13 protein-coding genes are annotated in these 19,728 nt (G+C 57.7%); 8 read left to right on the top strand and 5 right to left on the bottom strand.

The annotated features are described in order from the left end of the window. Positions 1-168: 168 nt before the first annotated feature. The gene (gene ychF / locus ACR0KC_RS07220; RefSeq protein WP_480705633.1) at positions 169-1,266 is read left to right on the top strand and encodes a redox-regulated ATPase YchF; all 1,098 of its coding nucleotides are present in this window, start codon (positions 169-171) and stop codon (positions 1,264-1,266) included. A gap of 28 nt (positions 1,267-1,294) precedes the next feature. Here the strand turns inward: ychF and ACR0KC_RS07215 are convergent, their stop codons facing one another. Next, positions 1,295-1,723, bottom strand: coding sequence for a DUF4275 family protein (locus tag ACR0KC_RS07215; RefSeq protein WP_480705631.1), 429 nt, complete (start codon positions 1,721-1,723; stop codon positions 1,295-1,297). 269 nt (positions 1,724-1,992) lie between these two features. Here ACR0KC_RS07215 and ACR0KC_RS07210 point away from each other — a divergent pair, with 269 nt between their 5' ends. The 3 genes from ACR0KC_RS07210 (at position 1,993) to fdhF (ending at position 7,461) form a co-directional block, all read left to right on the top strand. Beyond that, positions 1,993-2,874, top strand: coding sequence for a LysR family transcriptional regulator (locus ACR0KC_RS07210; RefSeq protein WP_170404498.1), 882 nt, complete (start codon positions 1,993-1,995; stop codon positions 2,872-2,874). An 85-nt stretch (positions 2,875-2,959) separates the two neighbouring features. Then, the gene (locus ACR0KC_RS07205; RefSeq protein ID WP_480771651.1) at positions 2,960-4,663 is read left to right on the top strand and encodes an NAD(P)H-dependent oxidoreductase subunit E; all 1,704 of its coding nucleotides are present in this window, start codon (positions 2,960-2,962) and stop codon (positions 4,661-4,663) included. Positions 4,664-4,674: 11 nt separating this feature from the next. Further along, positions 4,675-7,461: a formate dehydrogenase subunit alpha gene (gene fdhF / locus ACR0KC_RS07200; protein WP_480771650.1), complete on the top strand. Its 2,787-nt coding sequence runs from the start codon at positions 4,675-4,677 to the stop codon at positions 7,459-7,461. A gap of 48 nt (positions 7,462-7,509) precedes the next feature. On the opposite strand, the gene ACR0KC_RS07195 is transcribed toward fdhF, so the two are convergent. From ACR0KC_RS07195 to ACR0KC_RS07185, 3 genes are all read right to left on the bottom strand, one after another. Continuing rightward, entirely contained in the window at positions 7,510-11,592 is a 4,083-nt protein-coding gene (locus ACR0KC_RS07195; RefSeq protein WP_480791101.1) for a translocation/assembly module TamB domain-containing protein, read from the bottom strand. Next, entirely contained in the window at positions 11,592-13,397 is a 1,806-nt protein-coding gene (locus tag ACR0KC_RS07190) for an autotransporter assembly complex protein TamA (RefSeq protein WP_480705623.1), read from the bottom strand. The genes ACR0KC_RS07195 and ACR0KC_RS07190 overlap by 1 nt, the downstream gene beginning before the upstream one ends. Positions 13,398-13,550: 153 nt before the next feature. Continuing rightward, complete coding sequence (locus ACR0KC_RS07185; RefSeq protein ID WP_170799770.1) at positions 13,551-14,774, bottom strand: urate hydroxylase PuuD; 1,224 nt, start codon at positions 14,772-14,774, stop codon at positions 13,551-13,553. Between the two features lie 95 nt (positions 14,775-14,869). Between ACR0KC_RS07185 and ACR0KC_RS07180 the strand changes: the two genes are divergently transcribed. Further along, on the top strand, positions 14,870-15,784 hold the full coding sequence (locus tag ACR0KC_RS07180) for a LysR family transcriptional regulator (RefSeq protein WP_170511345.1): 915 nt from the start codon (positions 14,870-14,872) through the stop codon (positions 15,782-15,784). A 2-nt stretch (positions 15,785-15,786) separates the two neighbouring features. Here ACR0KC_RS07180 and uraH read toward each other — a convergent pair whose 3' ends face one another. Beyond that, positions 15,787-16,143, bottom strand: coding sequence for a hydroxyisourate hydrolase (gene uraH, locus ACR0KC_RS07175; RefSeq protein WP_480705621.1), 357 nt, complete (start codon positions 16,141-16,143; stop codon positions 15,787-15,789). A gap of 163 nt (positions 16,144-16,306) precedes the next feature. Here uraH and puuE point away from each other — a divergent pair, with 163 nt between their 5' ends. The 3 genes from puuE (at position 16,307) to ACR0KC_RS07160 (ending at position 19,702) form a co-directional block, all read left to right on the top strand. Beyond that, complete coding sequence (puuE, locus tag ACR0KC_RS07170; RefSeq protein WP_480705619.1) at positions 16,307-17,725, top strand: allantoinase PuuE; 1,419 nt, start codon at positions 16,307-16,309, stop codon at positions 17,723-17,725. Beyond that, positions 17,722-18,207, top strand: coding sequence for an ureidoglycolate lyase (locus ACR0KC_RS07165; protein WP_170564627.1), 486 nt, complete (start codon positions 17,722-17,724; stop codon positions 18,205-18,207). Before puuE ends, ACR0KC_RS07165 begins: the two co-directional genes overlap by 4 nt. Positions 18,208-18,274: 67 nt before the next feature. Further along, a complete protein-coding gene (locus tag ACR0KC_RS07160) occupies positions 18,275-19,702 on the top strand; it encodes a nucleobase:cation symporter-2 family protein (protein WP_170397461.1) in 1,428 nt (475 codons plus the stop codon). Positions 19,703-19,728: the final 26 nt, after the last annotated feature.

Here is a 19,728-nt window from a genome sequence, read left to right as displayed (position 1 = left end):
GTTTTATTGAGGAATGTAGGTGCATGTTTTCAATGGACGCAAGAACACAAATCGATGTCGATTTTGTGATGTGGCAGAATAGACTCGCGGCAGTGTTCAGGCACTTTGCCTTGCGCATTGCACCGGACCTGCCTAGAAGCGGCGCTCGAATGGTATCAGGAGGCCGTCATGGGCTTTAAAATGGGAATCGTGGGTTTGCCGAATGTTGGCAAGTCGACTCTCTTCAACGCACTGACCAAAACTGCGGCAGCTCAGGCGGCGAATTTCCCGTTCTGCACCATCGAACCCAATGTGGGGGATGTCGCCGTTCCTGATGACCGGCTGGATAAACTGGCGGCGATTGCGACCTCGAAACAGATCATTCCAACCCGCATGACCTTTGTGGATATCGCGGGGTTGGTGAAAGGGGCCTCGAAAGGCGAGGGGCTGGGCAACCAGTTCCTGGCAAACATCCGCGAGACCGACGCGATTGCCCATGTGCTGCGTTGTTTCGAAGATGGTGACGTGACCCATGTGGATGGCCGCGTTGATCCGGTGGCCGATGCCGATACGATCGAAACCGAGCTGATGCTGGCCGATCTGGAAAGCATCGAAAAGCGTCGCGCCAATCTGGTGCGCAAGCTGAAGGGCAATGACAAAGAAGCGCAACAGCAGGACCGCCTGCTGGCCGAGGCGCAGGAGATGCTGGAAAACGGCAAGCCAGCGCGTCTGGTTGAAGTGTCTGATGAAGACGCCAAGGCATGGAAAATGCTGCAACTTCTGACCACCAAGCCGGTGCTTTATGTCTGCAACGTGTCCGAAGAAGAGGCCGCCGAAGGCAACGAGTACTCTGCCAAAGTCGCTGAGATGGCTGCCGCGCAAGGTAATGCTCATGTCGTTATCAGTGCCAAGATCGAGGAAGAGATCAGCCTTCTGGAAGACGACGAGGCACAGATGTTCTTAGAGGAAATGGGTCTGGAAGAGCCCGGCCTCGACCGTCTGATCCGTGCCGGTTACGACCTGCTCAAGCTGGAAACCTATTTCACCGTCGGCCCGAAAGAGGCCCGGGCCTGGACCATCCGCACCGGCACCGCCGCACCACAGGCCGCAGGTGTCATCCACGGAGACTTTGAGAAGGGCTTCATCCGCGCCGAGACTATCGCCTATAACGACTACATTGCTGCCAATGGCGAACAAGGTGCCAAAGAGGCGGGTAAGATGCGGGCCGAAGGGAAGGGCTACATCGTCAAGGATGGCGATGTGATGCACTTTTTGTTCAACACCTGAGAAGCCACCAAAGCAGTCACTGCTCAGCTTATAACCTCGGATTTTCTGCGAAGAACGGGCCGATATCGGGTTGCTCGTGTGTGAATGCCATTGTCCACTTCATGTTGTGGTGGGCTACGTAGATATCCGCGCCAAAAGATGTGAAATCTGGATATGATTCTGAGAGGCAGCTATACGACCATTTGATATCTTCATCAAAGATAACATACGCGGCAGGCCACTGGTTCTTATAGGAATTTAAAGCGTCATCGCCCGCCCGCGCGATTTGAAACCCGTAACTGAAACCATGCCAGCGGAAGCGATTGTGAATCCAGGAACCGGTTGATTTCTTTACGTTCCCGGCGAATGTCTGATGCCAGCATTGAACAACCTCACCACCTTCTTTGGAATCGAGAGGATCAAAATCGACGCATTCACGCACCAAGAAGTCCTCAATTTGGTTTCTCGTAAGGTTCATGGAATAATTCGGTTCTATGTTGTTGTTGAACCGGCATATCGCGCGTTAAGGCGAAGTGTCAAAACCGCTCAGGTGGCAAGATGCGATCCTGTTAGTTTCATTTGGGCTGGAGCAGCAGTTCGGCAGGCTCAACCACCCGAGTATTGCATGTATCTGAAGCGCCGATCCTGTGGCAGCCAACAAATTGACGATGCTCGCATCTCGCACATTTCTCTTGTGCAGAAATGTGGTTAGTTTGGTTTTTGACCTGATACTTGAGACAGCTCTAGATGATCGAAATCCGCGACCTGCAATTGCTCAGCGCATTGGCGCGGCATCGTCATTTCGCCAAGGCAGCTGAGGAATGCGGGATTTCACAGCCTGCGTTCTCGATGCGAATCCGAAACCTGGAGGATCGGCTGGGTGTCTCCATCGTTCGCCGCGCAAACCGATTTCAGGGGCTAACCGAAGAGGGCGAGATGATTGTCCAGCGCGCGCGGCGCATTCTCGACGACACCAAGGCTTTGGAACAACAGGTGCTCGCTGCAAAGGGTGAGATCACCGGCACGCTTATTTTGGGTGTGATCCCAACAGCGATTGCCTTCACCGGGCGTCTCACGAAGCGGTTGCGCGATGCGCATCCACGTATCGTGACCCGGATTGAAACAATGTCTGCAACGGCCATTCAGCACCGGTTGGACGAAGGAAGTCTGGATGCTGGCATCACTTATGGCGACAGTATCGGTACCGATCTACGGCAAGTGCAGCGCTTGTACGAAGAAACTTATGTCCTATTGGTCCCCTCGCATATGACCGATGAGACAGGCCCGATCCCATGGGCCCGCGTGGCCGAGTTTCCCCTGAGCCTGCTGGAACCACAGATGCAGAACCGGCGGATTCTGGATCGGATATTCGCCGAACAGGGCTTGCACCCGGATATTGTGGCCGAGACCAGCGGATTCACTGCCTCGATGGTCATGGCACGCGAGGGGCTAGCGGCCACCGTGATTCCACGCGTGCTGGTGCGGGCGCTGGGCGACCTGAAGGACACAAGGGTGCTGTCCCTGATCGAACCCGTGGTGAGCAAGCCGATTTGTCTGGCCACGCTCACTCGTGACCCGGAATTACCCACGGTCGCGGCCTTGCGCACAGTGATGGCGTCTTTGCGGTGATAAACTGTCGTTATCGTGCGATTGAAATATGCGATTTGACGATATGCTAGTCTGATGAGACACGGGGCCTCAATCGGAGGGCATCATGGCACCATTAGACACCAAGCCATCAGGCGCGCCAAAGGGCGTCTGGAAGTCAGGTAAAGGCAAGGGGCGGCACACGCCCAAAGGCCGTCAATTCTCGGACGAGGCACAAGCGGAAATTGCACGACTGTTGGGTGACCGCCCGCGACGTCGCGACCTGCTGATTGAATTTCTGCATTTGATTCAGGACGCACACGGCCATATCAGCGCCGACCACATCGCCGCTCTGGCGGTTGAGATGCGGATCGGGCAGGCTGAGATTTACGAAACCGCAACCTTCTATGCCCATTTCGATGTAGTGAAAGAGGGTGAAACGCCTCCTCCGGCGTTGACGATCCGTGTGTGCGATTCGCTGTCCTGCGAAATGGCCGGTGCCCAGCAGCTGCAAAAAGCGCTGGAAGAGGGTTTGGATGCCTCGCAGGTCCGCGTTGTCCGTGCGCCCTGCATGGGACGCTGCGACACCGCTCCAGTGCTGGAGATCGGTCACAACCACATCGACCACGCGACCCCCGAAAAGGTGCAGGCCGCGATTGCGTCGAATGACACCCACGCCCATCTGCCCGATTACGAAGCCTTTGCGGTTTATGAAGCCAATGGCGGCTACGCCAAACTGAAAGAGCTGCGCGAGGGCGGCGATTGGGAGAAGGTGCAGGAAGACGTCCTGTCCTCGGGCCTGCGTGGTCTGGGCGGCGCTGGCTTCCCGTCGGGCAAGAAATGGGGCTTTGTTCGCATGAATGAAGGCCCGCGTTATCTGGCTGTCAACGGCGATGAGGGCGAGCCCGGCACATTCAAGGACCGCTACTATCTTGAGCGCACGCCGCATGTCTTCCTCGAAGGGATGCTGATCGCCGCTTGGGCCGTCGAGGCAGAGACCTGCTTTATCTATATGCGCGACGAATACCTGGCAGTTCTGGAAATCCTGCGTCGTGAGATTACCGCGCTCGAACAAGCCGGGATCGTCGAAGAAGGCTATATCGACCTGCGCCGTGGTGCTGGCGCTTACATCTGCGGCGAAGAATCCGCGATGATCGAGTCGATCGAAGGTAAGAAAGGCCTGCCGCGTCACCGCCCTCCGTTCGTGGCGCAGGTTGGGGTCTTTAACCGCCCGACCTTGGTGCACAATGTCGAGACGCTCTATTGGGTGACCAAAGTTTGCCGTGAAGGGCCTGAATGCCTTAACAGCACCGAAATGAACGGTCGCAAGGGTTTGCGTAGCTATTCGGTCTCGGGTCGTGTCGCAAAGCCGGGCGTTTACCTTCTGCCCGCTGGCTCGACCATTCTGGACGTGATCGAGGCTGCCGGAGGCATGGCCGGGGGCCAGACCTTCAAGGCTTATCAGCCGGGTGGTCCATCCTCGGGTCTGTTGCCTGCATCGATGGATGACATCCCGCTGGATTTCGACACGTTGCAACCGCACGGCACCTTCATCGGGTCCGCTGCGGTTGTGGTTCTGTCCGATCAGGACACCGCCCGCGATGCGGCACTGAACATGCTGCGCTTCTTCGAAGACGAAAGCTGCGGCCAGTGCACGCCCTGCCGTGCAGGCTGCGAAAAGGCGGTCAAGCTGATGCAAGCCGACAAATGGGATCAGGACCTGCTGAAAGACCTGTGTCAGGTCATGGGCGATGCCTCGATCTGCGGTCTGGGGCAGGCGGCCCCGAACCCGATCCGCCTGGTCATGAAACATTTCGCTGACGAAATCTGAGGGAGACAGCCATGCTTGATGCAAGCCCAAACAAGACCGTCACCTTCAACCTGAATGGCGAAGATGTCACCGTGCCCGAGGGCTGGACCATCTGGGAAGCGGCCAAGGGGCAGGGGTTCACCATCCCTCACCTGTGTCACAAGCCGCAACCCGGTTACAAACCCGACGGCAATTGCCGTGCCTGCATGGTCGAGGTAGAAGGCGAGCGCACGCTGGTCGCCTCATGCATCCGTCCGGCAGCCGACGGCATGGTGGTTAAGACCGACAGCGACCGGGCCGAGAAATCGCGCGCGATGGTCATGGAGCTGTTGGTCGCGGATCAGCCTGAGGAAGCGCACGACGCCTCCAGCCACTTCTGGGATATGGCCAAGCTGAACCATGTCAGCGACAGCCGTTTCCCGGCGAAAGAGGCCGAGAAAATCCCGCTGTTGGATGACAGCCACGTTGCGATGCGCGTCAATCTGGACGCCTGCATCAACTGCAACCTCTGCGTCCGGGCCTGCCGCGACGTGCAGGTCAACGACGTGATTGGTATGGCCGGTCGTGGCCACACAGCGCAGGTGGTGTTCGACCAGAACGACCCGATGGGTGCTTCGACCTGTGTGGCTTGTGGTGAATGCGTGCAGGCCTGCCCGACCGGTGCTTTGATGCCAGCAACCGTACTGGATGACCAGCAGCGAGGCGACAGCAAGGACTACGACTCGGAAACGGAAAGCGTCTGCCCGTTCTGCGGCGTGGGCTGTAAGGTTTCGCTCAAGGTCAAAGACGGTAAGGTGAAGTATGTCGAGGGCATCAACGGCCCCGCAAACGAAGGTCGTCTGTGCGTCAAAGGCCGCTTTGGCTTTGACTACATTCACCATCCGCATCGCCTGACCAAGCCGCTGATCCGTCGCGAGGATGCTCCAGCCAAGGGATTGAACGTCGATCCCGGCAACCTGGATACCCATTTCCGTGAAGCAACGTGGGAAGAGGCGATGGATTTGGCCGCGACCAAGCTGATGGACTTGCGCGACAAAGACCCGCGCAGCGTTGCAGGCTTCGGCTCGGCCAAGTGCACCAACGAAGAAGCCTATCTGTTCCAGAAGTTCATCCGTCAGGGCTTCCGCCACAACAACGTCGACCACTGCACCCGTCTGTGCCACGCGTCATCTGTTGCGGCCCTGATTGAGAATGTGGGCTCGGGCGCTGTGACCGCGACCTTCAACGAGATCGAAAACGCGGATGTGGCGATCATCATCGGGGCCAACCCGATTGAAAACCACCCTGTCGCCGCCACCTATTTCAAGCAGTTCACCAAACGCGGCGGCAAGCTGATTGTGATGGACCCGCGCGGCGTTGGGATGCGCAAGTTCGCTGATGAGATGCTGCAATTCCGTCCCGGCGCGGATGTCTCAATGCTCAACGCGATCATGAATGTGATCGTCGAAGAGGAATTGTATGACAGCCAGTACATCCACCGCTGGACCGAGAACTGGGAAGCCGAGAAAGAACACCTGCGCCAGTTCACGCCTGAGGCTATGTCGCCGATCTGTGGCATCGAACCGGATCAACTGCGCCGAGTGGCGCGCACCTTTGCGCAAGCCAAGGCCGGTCTGATTTTCTGGGGTATGGGTGTCAGCCAGCACATCCATGGCACTGACAACTCGCGCTGCCTGATCTCGTTGGCTCTGATGACCGGCAATGTTGGTAAACCCGGTGCGGGTCTTCACCCGTTGCGCGGTCAGAACAACGTGCAAGGTGCCTCAGACGCGGGCCTGATCCCGATGTTCCTGCCGGACTATCAGTCCGTTACCGACGACGGCATTCGGGCCAAGTTCACCAACGTCTGGAATGACGACCGCGACTTCTCGAACGAGAAGGGGCTGACCGTCACCGAGATCATCGATCAGGCTTATGCGGGCAACATCAAGGGTATGTACATCCAGGGGGAAAACCCCGCCATGTCCGACCCCGATGTGAATCACGCGCGCGACGCACTGGCCAAGCTGGAACTGATGATCGTGCAGGATATCTTCCTGACCGAAACGGCGAACTATGCCGACATCATTCTGCCCGCCTCAGCGCTCTATGAGAAGAACGGCACCGTGTCGAACACCAACCGTCAGGTGCAGCGTGTGCGACCTGCCGTTAACCCTCCGGGCGAAGCGCGCGAGGATTGGAAGATCACCGTTGAGCTGGCGCAGCGGATCGGTTTGAACTGGGATTATTCCGATGTTTCTCAGGTCTTTGCTGAGATGAAGCTGACGATGAATTCGCTCGACAACATCACGTGGGAACGGCTTGAGACTGAGACGATCACTTACCCGTCACTGTCCGAGACAGACCCAGGTCAGGCGATTGTGTTCGGCGATGGTTTCCCACGTGCGGATGGTCGCGCCCGGTTCACGCCAGCCAGCGTCATCCCACCGGATGAGGCCCCGGATGATGAATACCCGATGATCGCCACTACAGGCCGCCAGCTAGAGCATTGGCATACGGGGTCAATGACCCGCCGGTCCAACGTTCTGGATGCCGTGGAACCTGAAGCGAACTGCTCGATGAACCCGCGTACATTGAAACTGATGGGGATTGAGCCGGGCGATATGATTCGTCTGACTACTCGCCGCGGTTCGATTGAAATCATGGTGCGGGCCGACCGGGCGATTGCCGAGGATATGGTGTTCATCCCGTTCGCCTATGTCGAGGCGGCGGCGAATATCCTGACCAACTCGGCCATCGATCCTTATGGCAAGATCCCCGAGTTCAAGTTCTCGGCAATTCGCGTCGAAAAGATCGCAGACGCCGTCGCGGCGGAATAGTCTTCAATCAACTGAAAAAAAGGCGGCCCTTTGGGGTCGCCTTTTTTTTCAGTAGTCGCGTTCGAAAAAGATACCCAAGCCCGTCTCACCCCGGCCATCCACCGTGCCGCGCACCGTGAAGCTGTCGGTGACGTCGAGGTTCAAGTTCACCTCGGTGTCACCTTCGGTATTGACGGTGAAATCGGTGTAGAGATCGTCGCTTAGATATGCGCCCGCACCAAGGCTGCCCCCACCGCCCTCAGTCGCGCCAAGGTCGATAGTGTCCAGGCCCGTGGCCTCGCGCACCCCTTTGGTAGTATCCCCGCCGGCGCCGCTGAGTTGGGCCAATGAGGCCGCCATCTGCGCAATGACAAACGGTGACAGTTCTGAGAACCGGTTGCCGAACAAGAGCATTGCTAGCGCTTCCTCGGTCGGGCGTTCAGGATCTGAGAATACGTCGACCTCGGGTGAGTCCAGCGGCCCGGCGATCTCGATCGTTGCGGTGCCGTCCGAGGTGCTGGAGGACGATTCAAACTCGATATATGGCGTCAGGTCACCCTGCAGGGTGACCACACCCTTAGTCAGCGCAAGGCGGCGACCAAGGATATCGATATTACCGCGGATAAGCTCAATCTGGCCTGACGGCACAACAGAAGTTGTAGTTCCACCAATCTGTATGCGACCGCCCAGTTCCGCGTTCACGCCGCGTCCTCGGACAAAGACTGCCTTGGGTGCAAGCAATCCGATGTCGAGCGACATGCGCGAGTTGCTTTTAGTCTCATCCTCGGTTTCCACCAGATTGGCGCGTTCCCGCGTTACGAAACCGGCACGGCTTTCGTTCAGGTGTTGGATCGTCGGAATTGGTGCTGCGCCGACTGCTCCTGCGGCGGCTGCAAGATTGATGTTGGTTTCGCCAAAGTTGATCTGCCCGGCCAGCGAACTGTTCCCGGCCAATGCCCCGGTCAGGGCGATCTGACCGTTCAATGTGGTTTCATAGAGCAGCTTGTCTGTCAGCACGAGATTGTTGAGCGCTGTGGTTATCTGGGCGTTGAAGGGTGGCGTCAGATCAATCGGGCCGTTGACGGTAAACCCTCCGCCCGCTCGTAACCCACCCTGCAGTGCAATCGTGGCGCGGCTTTGCGCGATGTTTACGGAACCCCCGATGCCAGTGATTGTCTGTCCCACATCGGGCAAGGCCATCGACGCGCCGGATGTTGAAATCGTTCCGCTAAGCGCATCCAGCGCAGGTGCCCCTTTCAGGGCCAGATCGAACCGGGCAGTACCGGCCAGATTGTTGGGAGAGATAAATGCATTGGCGATACCGATGTTGACACCGCCCTGCATCTTCAGGTCCGCTTCGCCGCTGGTTTCGTTAAAGGTCCCGGCAACAGTTGTACTGATATCGGCGGGGCCATTAGCCTTTGCGTCGATGGTCCACATCCCGGCGTCGCGGCGGGCGGCACCACTGGCGGCGACGGTTCCGGGGAAATCGGGCACAAAACGTTCGACCCGATTCAGGCGGGCGTCAAAATTTAGATCCGCGGTGCCACCGGTTTCTACGGTTCCGGTTAAATTGGCGTACGAGCTATCAGGTCCCTGCAGGCGCGCATTGCCTTCCAAACCGGACCCTGTAGGGGCGACGTTGCCATCCAGCGTGAGCGGCCCGGACAATGTCGAGGATAGACGGCCGATGTCGTCCAGCATGGCCGAGAAATCGAGGCCACCGGCCTCCCGATCCAATCGGCCCGATGCATCTGCGGTCAGCGCGGTTCCGTTCAGACTGAAAGTGCGGATGTTCAGCCCCTGATCATCGTTGGCGGCATCCACGTTCAGCGTGGTTCGTCCCTGTACCAACGCATCTACGGCTTGGATACCCGTGGCAAGGTCGTCTGCTCTCAGGTTGCCTTTGATATCAAAGGCCTTGCTGCTTTGCGCGGCCCGACCGGTGACGTCGGCATCAATCGACCCGGCCAGATCAAGCCCGGCGAGGCCGGAGAACAAAGACAGGTCGGGGGCGTTCAGCTTGGCGCTTCCATCCACCGCGATGTTTCCGGTGGGGTCATCGATGGTTGCGCCCACCTCGGCAGTAAGAGCAGCACTTTTGATCGTGGCGTTTCGAATAACGATTTGGTTGCCCGAATGCGCACCGTCCAGATTGATTGATGTCCGGCCTTTCAACAGCGGGTCGAACTCGCTCATCCCGGTTTCGATATTTGTTCCGATCACGCTGGCTTGGCCGTCGAATTCCAACGTCTGTACGGTGCCTTTGCCATCCAGCCGGGCCTGTAATGCGCCCGCCAGATCACGCTGTGCGATGCCTGAGAACACCGCCAGATCGGGGGCGTTCACGCTGGCCTGACCGTCAATTGTCAGATTGCCATTTGGCGTCGTGACCGTGCCGCTGGCCTGCGCTGTCAGAGCGTCGCCATTCACGGTGAAATCGCGAATTGTTACCCCATCGGTGTCGCGTTTGGCATCCAGAACGATTTCGGTTTCACCCGTGATCATTGGATCAATATCGTCACGCCCGGTCACCAGATCACGCCCATTCACCGTGACCTTGCCGTCAAAGCTGCGTTCCAGTGGTGAGCCCTTGCCAACCACCTGGATCGAAGCCTCGCCACCAAGCTGAAGCTGTGCCAGGTCCGAGAAACGCGACAGGTCGGTCGCCTGCAGCAGTGCCGTGCCATCAACCTGCAACCCGGTCGCAAGCCCGCTGATCAACGCATCAGCATCTAGGGTATAGTCGCTGCCGACCAGTTCGACCCCGGACAATTGCAATGTCTGGTCGCTGCCGTACTCGAACTGTCCATCCAGTGTGATCTGATTTCCGACGGCGGCATTCAGTGCGGCATCTGTCAGATCAATGCCATCCAACACAGCCTGCAGATCGCCATCGACCGACAGCCCGCTGGATTGATCTAGCGTGCCTTGCCCGCTGATCCGTGCATGATCGAGGTTCAGGTTGGGGGTTTCAATCTTGTTGGTCGTCAGGCTCAGGTCCCAGAGATTGCCATTCTCGGTATTGTACAAGGCCGAAATCTGAGCCGCGCCGATTGACGTATCGCCGCCGCTGACGGGCAGAACGACCTTGTCACCTTCCGGCGGCGTGATACGACCTTGCAGGGCGACCAGTTTCAGAACACCACCCGAAGCAAGGCTGAGTTCGCTTTTGAGGTCCAGCGCTTCCGAGGTAATCTCGATATCCGATATATCCAGCGCCCCGTCAGAATGGGTGCGCCCATCTACAAACAGCCGTGTGTCGGTACCGAAGAACGTGTCCATCTCTTCGGCCAGAAACGGCGTCAGGTCGCCTCCGACATCGGCAGTAAACGCGATTCCATCGGAGGCGTTGCCACTCTCTTCGGCCGTGCGCAGTCGTACCTGACCGGACACGCGAAGCTGCTGATCGCTGCTTAGACCGATATCAGCATTAAAATCCGTTATCGGCCCCGAGCCTTTTGCAGTCAGCTCAAGCGGCGGGGCATCGGGGATGGACAGGGCCGTTGCGATCAGACCGCCTGATGCTTCGGCTACGGTCAAGTCCAGATCGATCTGGCGGCTGTCGTTCTGAAAGCCTGCTTTCAGATCAATCGTGTCCCCGGCGCGGTCCAGTCGGTCGATATCCAGCGTAGTATCCAGTGTTCCATCAGCCAGCGATAGGTTGCCGTTCACGGCAAGCTCGGCAGCGACGCCGATCAGCGGCTCACCCAGAGACAGGTCATCGACACGCAGCTCTCCGATTTCGATCGAGACCGGAAGTTCAGGCAGTTGGAAGGGTTGGGTTTCGGCTGAAGGGGGCGGCGTGTCCTTTGTTGTTGTACCAGGTGCGCGGGCGATATCGATTTCCTGCGCCGATAGTGTGTTGACCGAGAACCGACCGCGCAGCAGTGCCAATCGGTTCCAGTCCAATTCAGCGTTTTTAATGGTGAGCCAGACGCCGTCGTCATCGGCGACTGTGATTTCCTGAATCGTCGCACGCGAACTCAGAGCTCCTTCAAGGCCGATCACCCGCACATTCTGATCATCACCGGACAGGGTATCTTGCAGTAACTGCTCGATCATGCTGCCGCCCTCGTCCTGAGCGGTCGCCGCGATGGGAACGGTGATCGCTGCTGAACTTAGCAACAGGGGATATACAACGCGACGCATCAAAAGGCTTGCCCGATCCCGAGGTAGAATTGCAGCCCGTCACCCGTATCGCCCTGAACCGGCACCGCAAGGTCAAAGCGCAAGGGCCCGAAGCCGCCCAGATCATAACGGATCCCAAGGCCCGCGCCAGAATGCTCTTCCGCGCCGCTGCCGATGAATGAGGACGTGTCGACCACACCGTAGTCATAAAACCCAACCAACGAGATTGCGTCAGTGACTTTGCCTCGGACCTCGGCTGAGAGCCCCAGAAAAGATTTGCCACCGGCGACACCATCCCCGATGGGGATACCTAGGCTTTCAAATGGCTGACCCCGTACTGTACCGGCACCACCCGAGAAGAACAGGAAATCTGGAGTCACACCATCTGCCGGAGGTCCGAGGACCGATCCCAACTGCACCCGGCCTGCCAACACCAGCCGACCGGCGGTGCCCAGATCGTTATAGGCGCGACCGTCAAAGAACATTCTCAGGCCGGTATCCGATCCGGAGAACCCGACAAAGGGCATGACTTGCGAGTCTAGATAATAGCCGCGCGTCGCGCTGACCTTGCTGTCGCGTTCATCCCATTCTGACCGGAACGGAAGAATGAAGTATCGAAACTTGCGCCCATCGCCATAGGCGTCATCTGCGTCCGACCATTGGAAACCTGCCGAGGCTTCGGCGTAGAGGCGGTCAGAGAATGTGCGGCGTGCACCATATGCAAGCGAGGCGACGGTGACGTTGTAGTTTTCGGTATTGCGCCGCTCCAACAGTGCGCTCCAGAATGTATTGTCGTCAGGGCCCAGACGATCAGGTTGATCCAGCCGCAGACCAATGCGTCCATCGATATCCTCGGCACCGCCGATATTGCGGATTGCCGCCTCGAACCGCAGCCTTTCGGCTCGCCGGAAAACGTTTCGATGGGTCCACGTAGCGGTAAGATCAACCCCGTCGCGCGAGGCAATCTCGGCCCCAAAGGTCAGGCGGCGCGGTGGCAGGTCTTCGAAAGTTGCGTCGAAATCAAGCGTGCCATCCGGGTTGGGTTCTTCATGTTCCTTGAGCGAAACCGTAGCGAATGTGCCGGTGCGCCGCAGGCGGGTGCCAACCTTTTGGACCTGTTCAGGCGAATAAACCTCACCCGACGGGAAGCCTGCGACTTTCTCGATCGATCGATGGCGGACATTTGTATCGCCCTGAATGATCATTTTGCCGAACCGCAACCTTGGCCCCGGAGCCAGATCAATTGTCGCGTCCAGCCGTGCCTGCGCATGGCGCGCTATTACTTTCTGATCTTCCACTTCCGCCTTGGCATGGCCTGTATCGCGCCAGCCCTGCACCCCGGCCGAAGCCGCCTGTTGGATCGCTCCGGTGGTCGCGGTCTTACCCGTGGCGAACTCTTCGGGCAGTTCCGTGCCCGGTGCCAGCGGTTGCACGACAGCCGTTCCGAACTTGAACTTCCGCCCTGGTGTGACAAGGATAGTCGCCCGTTTGAATTGGGCTGGAACGTTCAGCGAATTGATTTTGGCGGCTTCCTGCCCGTCAAGCTTGATGCTGACGACGGGGCTGAAATAGCCTTCATCGTACATGATCTGAACGATGGTGCGGTAGTCGGACAAAGCTGCCGACAGTATTTCCAGTGACGTATCAAGACCACGCGATTCCGAGGTGAAGATGGATGAAGTCTCTTCCAAGCGATCGACCAGATCTTCAGATGCACCAGGGGCGGATAGGGTCGTTTCTAGCGCGGTAGCAAGATTGGGGGACAAGGCCACAAACGCACCAAAAAGCCAGCCTCTCAGATCGCTGCGCGGTCTGCTCCCTGTCATTGTCTGGCTCCAACTGCCCCAAGTCGAAATCGCTATGGCCGCGAAACAAAACGAATGCGGCGTGTTGAATTCATTTAGAGCATCTGACGGCGCTTAGGGGAAGAACTAAACAAAGTTCAGGTGTTTTTATTGGCAAACTCGTGTGCCAATCCGCTACAGACCAGCATTTCGGAACCAGCGAACAATCGCATCCCGGTCTTCAGGTTCCATATAGGTCACGTTCGCGGGAGGCATGGCATGTGTGACGCCGGATTGCAGATAAATCTGCTGCGCGTTCTGAGCAATGTCAGCTTTTGTTTCCAGCAGGACACCTTTGGGTGCCCACATGATGCCTTCCCAGACAGGTTCGCGCGCGTGGCACATAGAACAGCGACCCAGAACTATGTCCTGTGCTTCTTCAAAGCCATCCGCTGATGCGAATTTCTGTTCGTAGGGAGTTAGTTGCCGCGCTTCGGCCTCTTCCAACGGGTCGTTCATCGAAGCGGTCGACAACCACATGATGGTCATGAACAGCAAAGCCGTTACCAGCCAGGTCCAGGTTGGGTTTCCAGCGCGCGCGTGGCGGGTGTTGAAATAGTGCCGGATCGTGACACCCATCAGGAAGACCAGCGCGGCGATGATCCAATTATACTCGGTCGCAAAAGCCAGCGGATAGTGGTTCGACAACATCAGAAACACGACCGGCAATGTCAGATAGTTGTTGTGGGTCGAACGCAGCTTGGCGATTTTGCCGTATTTCGGATCAGGTGTGCGCCCGTTCTTTAGGTCGTCCACCACAATGCGCTGGTTTGGCATGATGATGAAGAACACATTTGCGGTCATGATTGTGGCCGTGAAGGCCCCAAGATGCAGCATCATCGCGCGACCGGTGAATATCTGGTTATAACCCCAGCCCATAATCACCAGCAGCACGAACAGAAGAACCATCAGCAATGTCGGACGCTCGCCCAATCCCGACTTGCAGAGAAAATCGTAGACCAGCCAACCGACAGTCAGCGAGGCAGCCGAGATCAATATGCCTTGCCATAGCGCCAGATCCGCCTTTTGGGCATCGATCAGATAGAGCTCTCCGCCTACCCAGTAGACGATCATCAGTAGCGCGGCACCGCTGAGCCATGTGGCATAGCTTTCCCATTTAAACCAGGTCAGGTGGTCGGGCATACGCTCCGGAGCGACGAGATATTTCTGGATGTGATAGAATCCTCCGCCATGGACTTGCCATTCCTCGCCGTCCGCCGGTCCGGGGATATCGCGGTTCAAACCAAGATCCAGCGCGATGAAGTAGAAGGATGATCCGATCCAGGCAATCGCGGTGATAACGTGCAACCAGCGCACGCCAAAACCAATCCAATCCCAGAACACGGCGAAGTCGTACATGCTTATGTCTCCGATTGCGTTGCGCCACACTAGGCAAACGGGCTTTTCTTCGGTATTCCCGTATATTGTCAAACTGTATCAAAAAAAACGATAAGATGTCCTATCTCGACAACATTCGAACCTTTGTCCGGGTCTATGACTTGGGCAGCATGTCAGCCGCCGGGCGGGATATGAGAATTTCACCTGCGGTGACGTCGGCGCGAATTTCGCAGTTGGAGGATCATCTGGGAGTGCGCCTGTTTCAGCGCACAACCCGGAACCTGACACCAACGGAACAGGGACGGGCGTTCTACCCCGGCGCGGTTGCGGTTCTGGATGCAGTTGATGAGGCAGAGGCCCAAGTCACGCATCTGACCGAAGCCCCCCGCGGGTCTCTGTTTGTTGCTGCGCCCTTGGGCGTCGGGCGCCGGTTATTGGCGCCTCATGTGCCTGATTTTCTGTCAGAATACCCTGAGATTGATGTGCGTTTAAGACTGACAGACCGCTCGGTTGATCTGACCACTGAAGGCTTGGATCTGGCTTTTTTCATCGGTCAGCCCGAAGACAGTACATTGCGCATTCGCAAGATTGCGGATTGCCAGCGTGTGCTATGTGCAGCCCCTGATTACGTGAGCCGATGTGGGATGCCAGAAGCTGGATCCGATCTGATTTCAGGCAAGCATGAATGCTTGAACCTGCGCTTCCCCGGCGCGGCAGAGTTTCAGTGGATGCTGGAAACACCCGATGGCCCGAAACGATTTGCTGTCTCGGGCAGGTATGAATGTGACGATGGTGATGTTTTGACCGATTGGGCGCTGTCCGGGCAAGGTATTGCCATGAAACCCGTTTTTGAGGTGTCAGAGCACTTGAAGGCGGGGAGGCTGATCCCGGTGGCGATGAAGACGCCTCCGGTTCCCGTGCAAATGGCCTGCCTGTATACGCATCGCCGCCATCAGGACCCGAAGGCGCGGCTGTTTATGGATTTCATGATTGACCGGATCGGCAAAGTGGTTCGAAGCGCCGAAGTCTAGGGCTAGCTGCCCCGGTAGGTCGAGTAGCCGTAGGGGGACAACAGCAGCGGAACGTGGTAGTGCGAGTCCGCATCGGACATGCCAAAGCGGATCGGCACCTGATCCAGAAACAGAGGATCATCGCCATCCTGACCCGTCGCGCGCAGGTAATCTCCGGCGAAGAATATCAGCTCATAAGTGCCGGTTTTAAAGTCGTCCTGCGGTAAGATCGGGCTATTGGTTCGGCCATCCGCGTTGGTTTCCATCTCGACCAGTTTACGGTGCGAGTTCCCTGACACTTTGTAGAGCGCGATTTTCAACCCCTCAGCGGGGCAGCCGCGCGCCGTGTCGAGAACGTGGGTTGTCAGATAGCCAGCCAAGGGTCTCTCCTATGTGTTTCTTTTGGTGTGCCACAGTCTGGGCCAAACCGCAAAATGGTTGAAATGCCGAAAGAAGTGGAAACAGTGTTCGGATTGATTTGATAATCAATAGACCGTTTCTGCGGTAAAGCTGTCAAAACACCTAATCGGACTGGAAGACCCTATGCAGCCGCCTCGTTACCCCCGCGATATGATCGGATACGGAGCCAACCCACCTGACGCCGCATGGCCTGGCGGGGCGAAACTGGCTGTGCAGATTGTGTTGAACTACGAAGAAGGCGGCGAGAACTGTGTACTGCACGGGGACGCTGCGTCCGAGGCGTTCTTGTCCGAGATCGTTGGGGCGGCGCAGTGGCCGGACCAGCGTCATTGGAACATGGAATCGATCTATGAATACGGTTCGCGGTCGGGGTTCTGGCGCCTGCATCGCTTGATGAAAGACCTACCGATTACCGTTTATGGTGTGGCTACCGCGTTAGCGCGTTCGCCTGATCAGGTTGCGGCGATGAAGTCGGCCGGGTGGGAGATTGCCAGCCATGGCCTGAAATGGGTCGAGCACAAGGATATGCCCGAGGCGGAAGAACGGGCCCAGATCGCCGAAGCGATCCGTCTGCATGCCGAAGTCGTAGGGGATCGCCCGCGCGGCTGGTACACTGGGCGCTGTTCGGACAACACCGTGCGTCTGGTCGCCGAGGAAGGTGGCTTTGCTTATGTTGCCGATACCTATGCAGACGATCTACCCTACTGGATGCAAACCGGTGGTCGGGATCAGTTGATTGTTCCCTACACGCTGGATTGCAACGACATGCGCTTTGCGACGCCACAGGGGTTCAACGCCGGGGATCAGTTCTATTCATATCTGAAAGACAGTTTCGATGCGCTTTATGCGGAAGGCGAGGCTGGTGCACCCAAGATGCTGTCGATCGGTTTGCACTGTCGCCTGATCGGGCGACCGGGACGCGTCATGGCGCTGAAACGGTTTCTGGATTACGCGCGCGGGTTCTCGGACGTGTGGTTCGCGACGCGATTGCAGATTGCCGAGCATTGGGCCGAAAAGCACCCGGCGGCTGAGCGTCCACAACCCTCGCAAATGGGCCGCGAAGAATTCGTCTCTGAGTATGGAGGTATCTTCGAGCATTCCGCTTGGATCGCCGAGCGCGCCTATGATCTGGAATTGGGCGCGGCGCATGACACGGCAGGCGGATTACACAATGCTTTGACCCGCATGTTTCGGTCCGCCTCAACCGAGGAACGGTTGGGCGTTTTGACGGCCCACCCTGATCTGGCAGGCAAACTGGCGCAGGCTAAGCGGCTGACACAGGAAAGTACGTCCGAGCAAGCCTCGGCAGGGCTTGATGCGCTGACGGATGAGGAACGCGCCACCTTCACCGAACTGAACCAGCGCTATACGGAAAAATTCGGCTTTCCGTTCATCGTTGCCGTGCGGGACCACAACAAGGCTTCGATCCTAAACGCATTCGAACGGCGCATCGAACAGGATCGCGAAACCGAGTTCGCCGAGGCCTGCCGACAGGTCGAGCGGATTGCCGAGTTCCGTCTTCGCGATGTGCTGCCCTCATGACACGGATTGTCGCTGAACCGATCTCGGCCGAAGCTTTCGCACCGTTTGGTGATCTGATTGATGTGTCAGGTGAGGCCGACAAGATCATCAACCAGGGCCAGTGCGGGCGGTATCATGATCGGGCAAGGCTGGATTTCGGTGATGCCCAAGCGGGCATCAGCCTGTTCAATGCAAACCCACGCGAACTGCCTTATCAGCTAGCGATGGTTGAGCGTCATCCCGACGGCAGCCAGGCGTTCATTCCGATGACTCACCAGCCCTTTCTCGTGATCGTCGCCCCGGATGAGGAGGGGCAACCGGGTCGTCCTCGCGCGTTCATTACACAGCCAGGACAGGCGGTGAACTATCACCGGGGAACATGGCACGGAGTCCTGACACCCTTGCATGGACCCGGTCTGTTCGCAGTCGTTGATCGGATCGGGGAAGGCCCGAACTTGGAGGAATACTGGTTCAGCACACCGTACGAGGTGGTCAACCGCTGAAACCAGAACCGAAGCCGCCAGAGAAGCGGTAAGAACCCCATTGGATCTTAGGGAGGACAATGAGATCATGGCTGAAACTTCGATAGGGACGCCCGAACAGCTTCGGGACCCGAACTTCACACCCGCCTTGCACAAGGCGATACCGCTGGGCATTCAGCATGTTTTGGCGATGTTCGTCTCGAACGTGACACCGGCCATCATCGTGGCGGGTGCTGCCGGTTTTGGATTTGGGTCGAACTCCCCGGATTTTCCCGAATTGCTGTACCTGATCCAGATGTCGATGCTGTTCGCTGGGCTGGCGACCCTGCTGCAGACTATCACGATTGGCCCGGTCGGAGCGGCTCTGCCGATTGTACAAGGAACGAGCTTTGCGTTTTTGCCCATCATGATCCCTCTGGTCGCCGGAAAAGGCGTGGATGCCTTAGGGGCGCTGTTTTGCGGTGTCCTGGTTGGCGGCTTGTTTCATGCCTTTCTTGGCCTCTTCATAGGCAAGATACGGTTTGCGCTTCCGCCGCTGGTCACCGGACTTGTCGTAACAATGATCGGTTTGGCGCTGGTCAAGGTCGGTATTCAATACGCCGCTGGTGGTGTGCCTGCGATTGGCACCCCGGAATACGGATCGCTGCTTAACTGGTCGGCAGCTTTGGTTGTGGTTGTTGTGACGCTTGGCCTCAAGTTCTTTGCACGCGGTATGCTGTCGGTGTCTGCCGTACTGGTTGGTTTGGCCATCGGCTACGTCTATGCCCTGATGGTCGGGATGGTGACGTTCGAGGCCATTGGCACAAGTTGGTCACGCGCCTCAGCTTTTGCTCTGCCCGTACCGTTCAAATATGGGTTTGAGTTCTCTCTGGCCGCCGTGATCGGCTTTTGTCTGATGTCTTTTGTCTCGGCCATCGAGACCGTCGGTGACGTATCGGGTATCACCAAGGGGGGTGCGGGTCGTGAAGCGACTGACAAGGAAATCGCCGGTGCCACCTATGCAGATGGTTTCGGTACCGCCGTTGCCGGCATGTTCGGCGGTTTTCCCAACACGTCGTTCAGTCAGAATGTCGGCTTGATTGCGATGACGGGCGTGATGAGCCGCCATGTCGTGACCTGTGGTGCCATCTTCCTGATCCTGTGTGGCCTCGTGCCAAAGGTCGGGGCGATTATCCGCACCGTGCCTATCGAAGTGCTGGGCGGTGGTGTGATCGTCATGTTCGGCATGGTGGTCGCGGCAGGTATCTCGATGCTGTCAGACGTGGATTGGAACCGTCGCAACATGGTGATCTTTGCGATTTCGCTGTCGATCGGTCTTGGGTTGCAGCTGGAACCCGGCGCGGTTCAGCACCTTCCTGATACACTTCGTATTCTGATGACCAGCGGCCTGCTGCCCGCAGCGCTGATCGCCATTGTATTGAATTTGGTCCTGCCAGAAGAACTGGCCGAAGAGTCGACTGAAGAGGTTTCAGGGGGTATGGCCGGTCACGGGGCGGGCAGCCTACCTCACGATTGAAGTCCTAAAGTAATCCGCAGCGTGCT

It is taken from the genome of Ruegeria sp. CF3, assembly GCF_056537365.1.
This window is presented reverse-complemented; position numbering and strand designations above follow the sequence as displayed.

Excerpts from the sequence above, each read along its gene's own strand:
- ACR0KC_RS07190 (WP_480705623.1), bottom strand. The coding sequence starts at position 13,397 with ATGACAGGGAGCAGACCGCGCAGCGATCTGAGAGGCTGGCTTTTTGGT.
- ychF (WP_480705633.1), top strand. The coding sequence starts at position 169 with ATGGGCTTTAAAATGGGAATCGTGGGTTTGCCGAATGTTGGCAAGTCG.
- fdhF (WP_480771650.1), top strand. The coding sequence starts at position 4,675 with ATGCTTGATGCAAGCCCAAACAAGACCGTCACCTTCAACCTGAATGGC.
- ACR0KC_RS07215 (WP_480705631.1), bottom strand. The coding sequence starts at position 1,723 with ATGAACCTTACGAGAAACCAAATTGAGGACTTCTTGGTGCGTGAATGC.
- ACR0KC_RS07185 (WP_170799770.1), bottom strand. The coding sequence starts at position 14,774 with ATGTACGACTTCGCCGTGTTCTGGGATTGGATTGGTTTTGGCGTGCGC.
- ACR0KC_RS07160 (WP_170397461.1), top strand. The coding sequence starts at position 18,275 with ATGGCTGAAACTTCGATAGGGACGCCCGAACAGCTTCGGGACCCGAAC.
- ACR0KC_RS07165 (WP_170564627.1), top strand. The coding sequence starts at position 17,722 with ATGACACGGATTGTCGCTGAACCGATCTCGGCCGAAGCTTTCGCACCG.
- ACR0KC_RS07210 (WP_170404498.1), top strand. The coding sequence starts at position 1,993 with ATGATCGAAATCCGCGACCTGCAATTGCTCAGCGCATTGGCGCGGCAT.
- ACR0KC_RS07195 (WP_480791101.1), bottom strand. The coding sequence starts at position 11,592 with ATGCGTCGCGTTGTATATCCCCTGTTGCTAAGTTCAGCAGCGATCACC.
- ACR0KC_RS07180 (WP_170511345.1), top strand. The coding sequence starts at position 14,870 with ATGTCCTATCTCGACAACATTCGAACCTTTGTCCGGGTCTATGACTTG.
- puuE (WP_480705619.1), top strand. The coding sequence starts at position 16,307 with ATGCAGCCGCCTCGTTACCCCCGCGATATGATCGGATACGGAGCCAAC.
- ACR0KC_RS07205 (WP_480771651.1), top strand. The coding sequence starts at position 2,960 with ATGGCACCATTAGACACCAAGCCATCAGGCGCGCCAAAGGGCGTCTGG.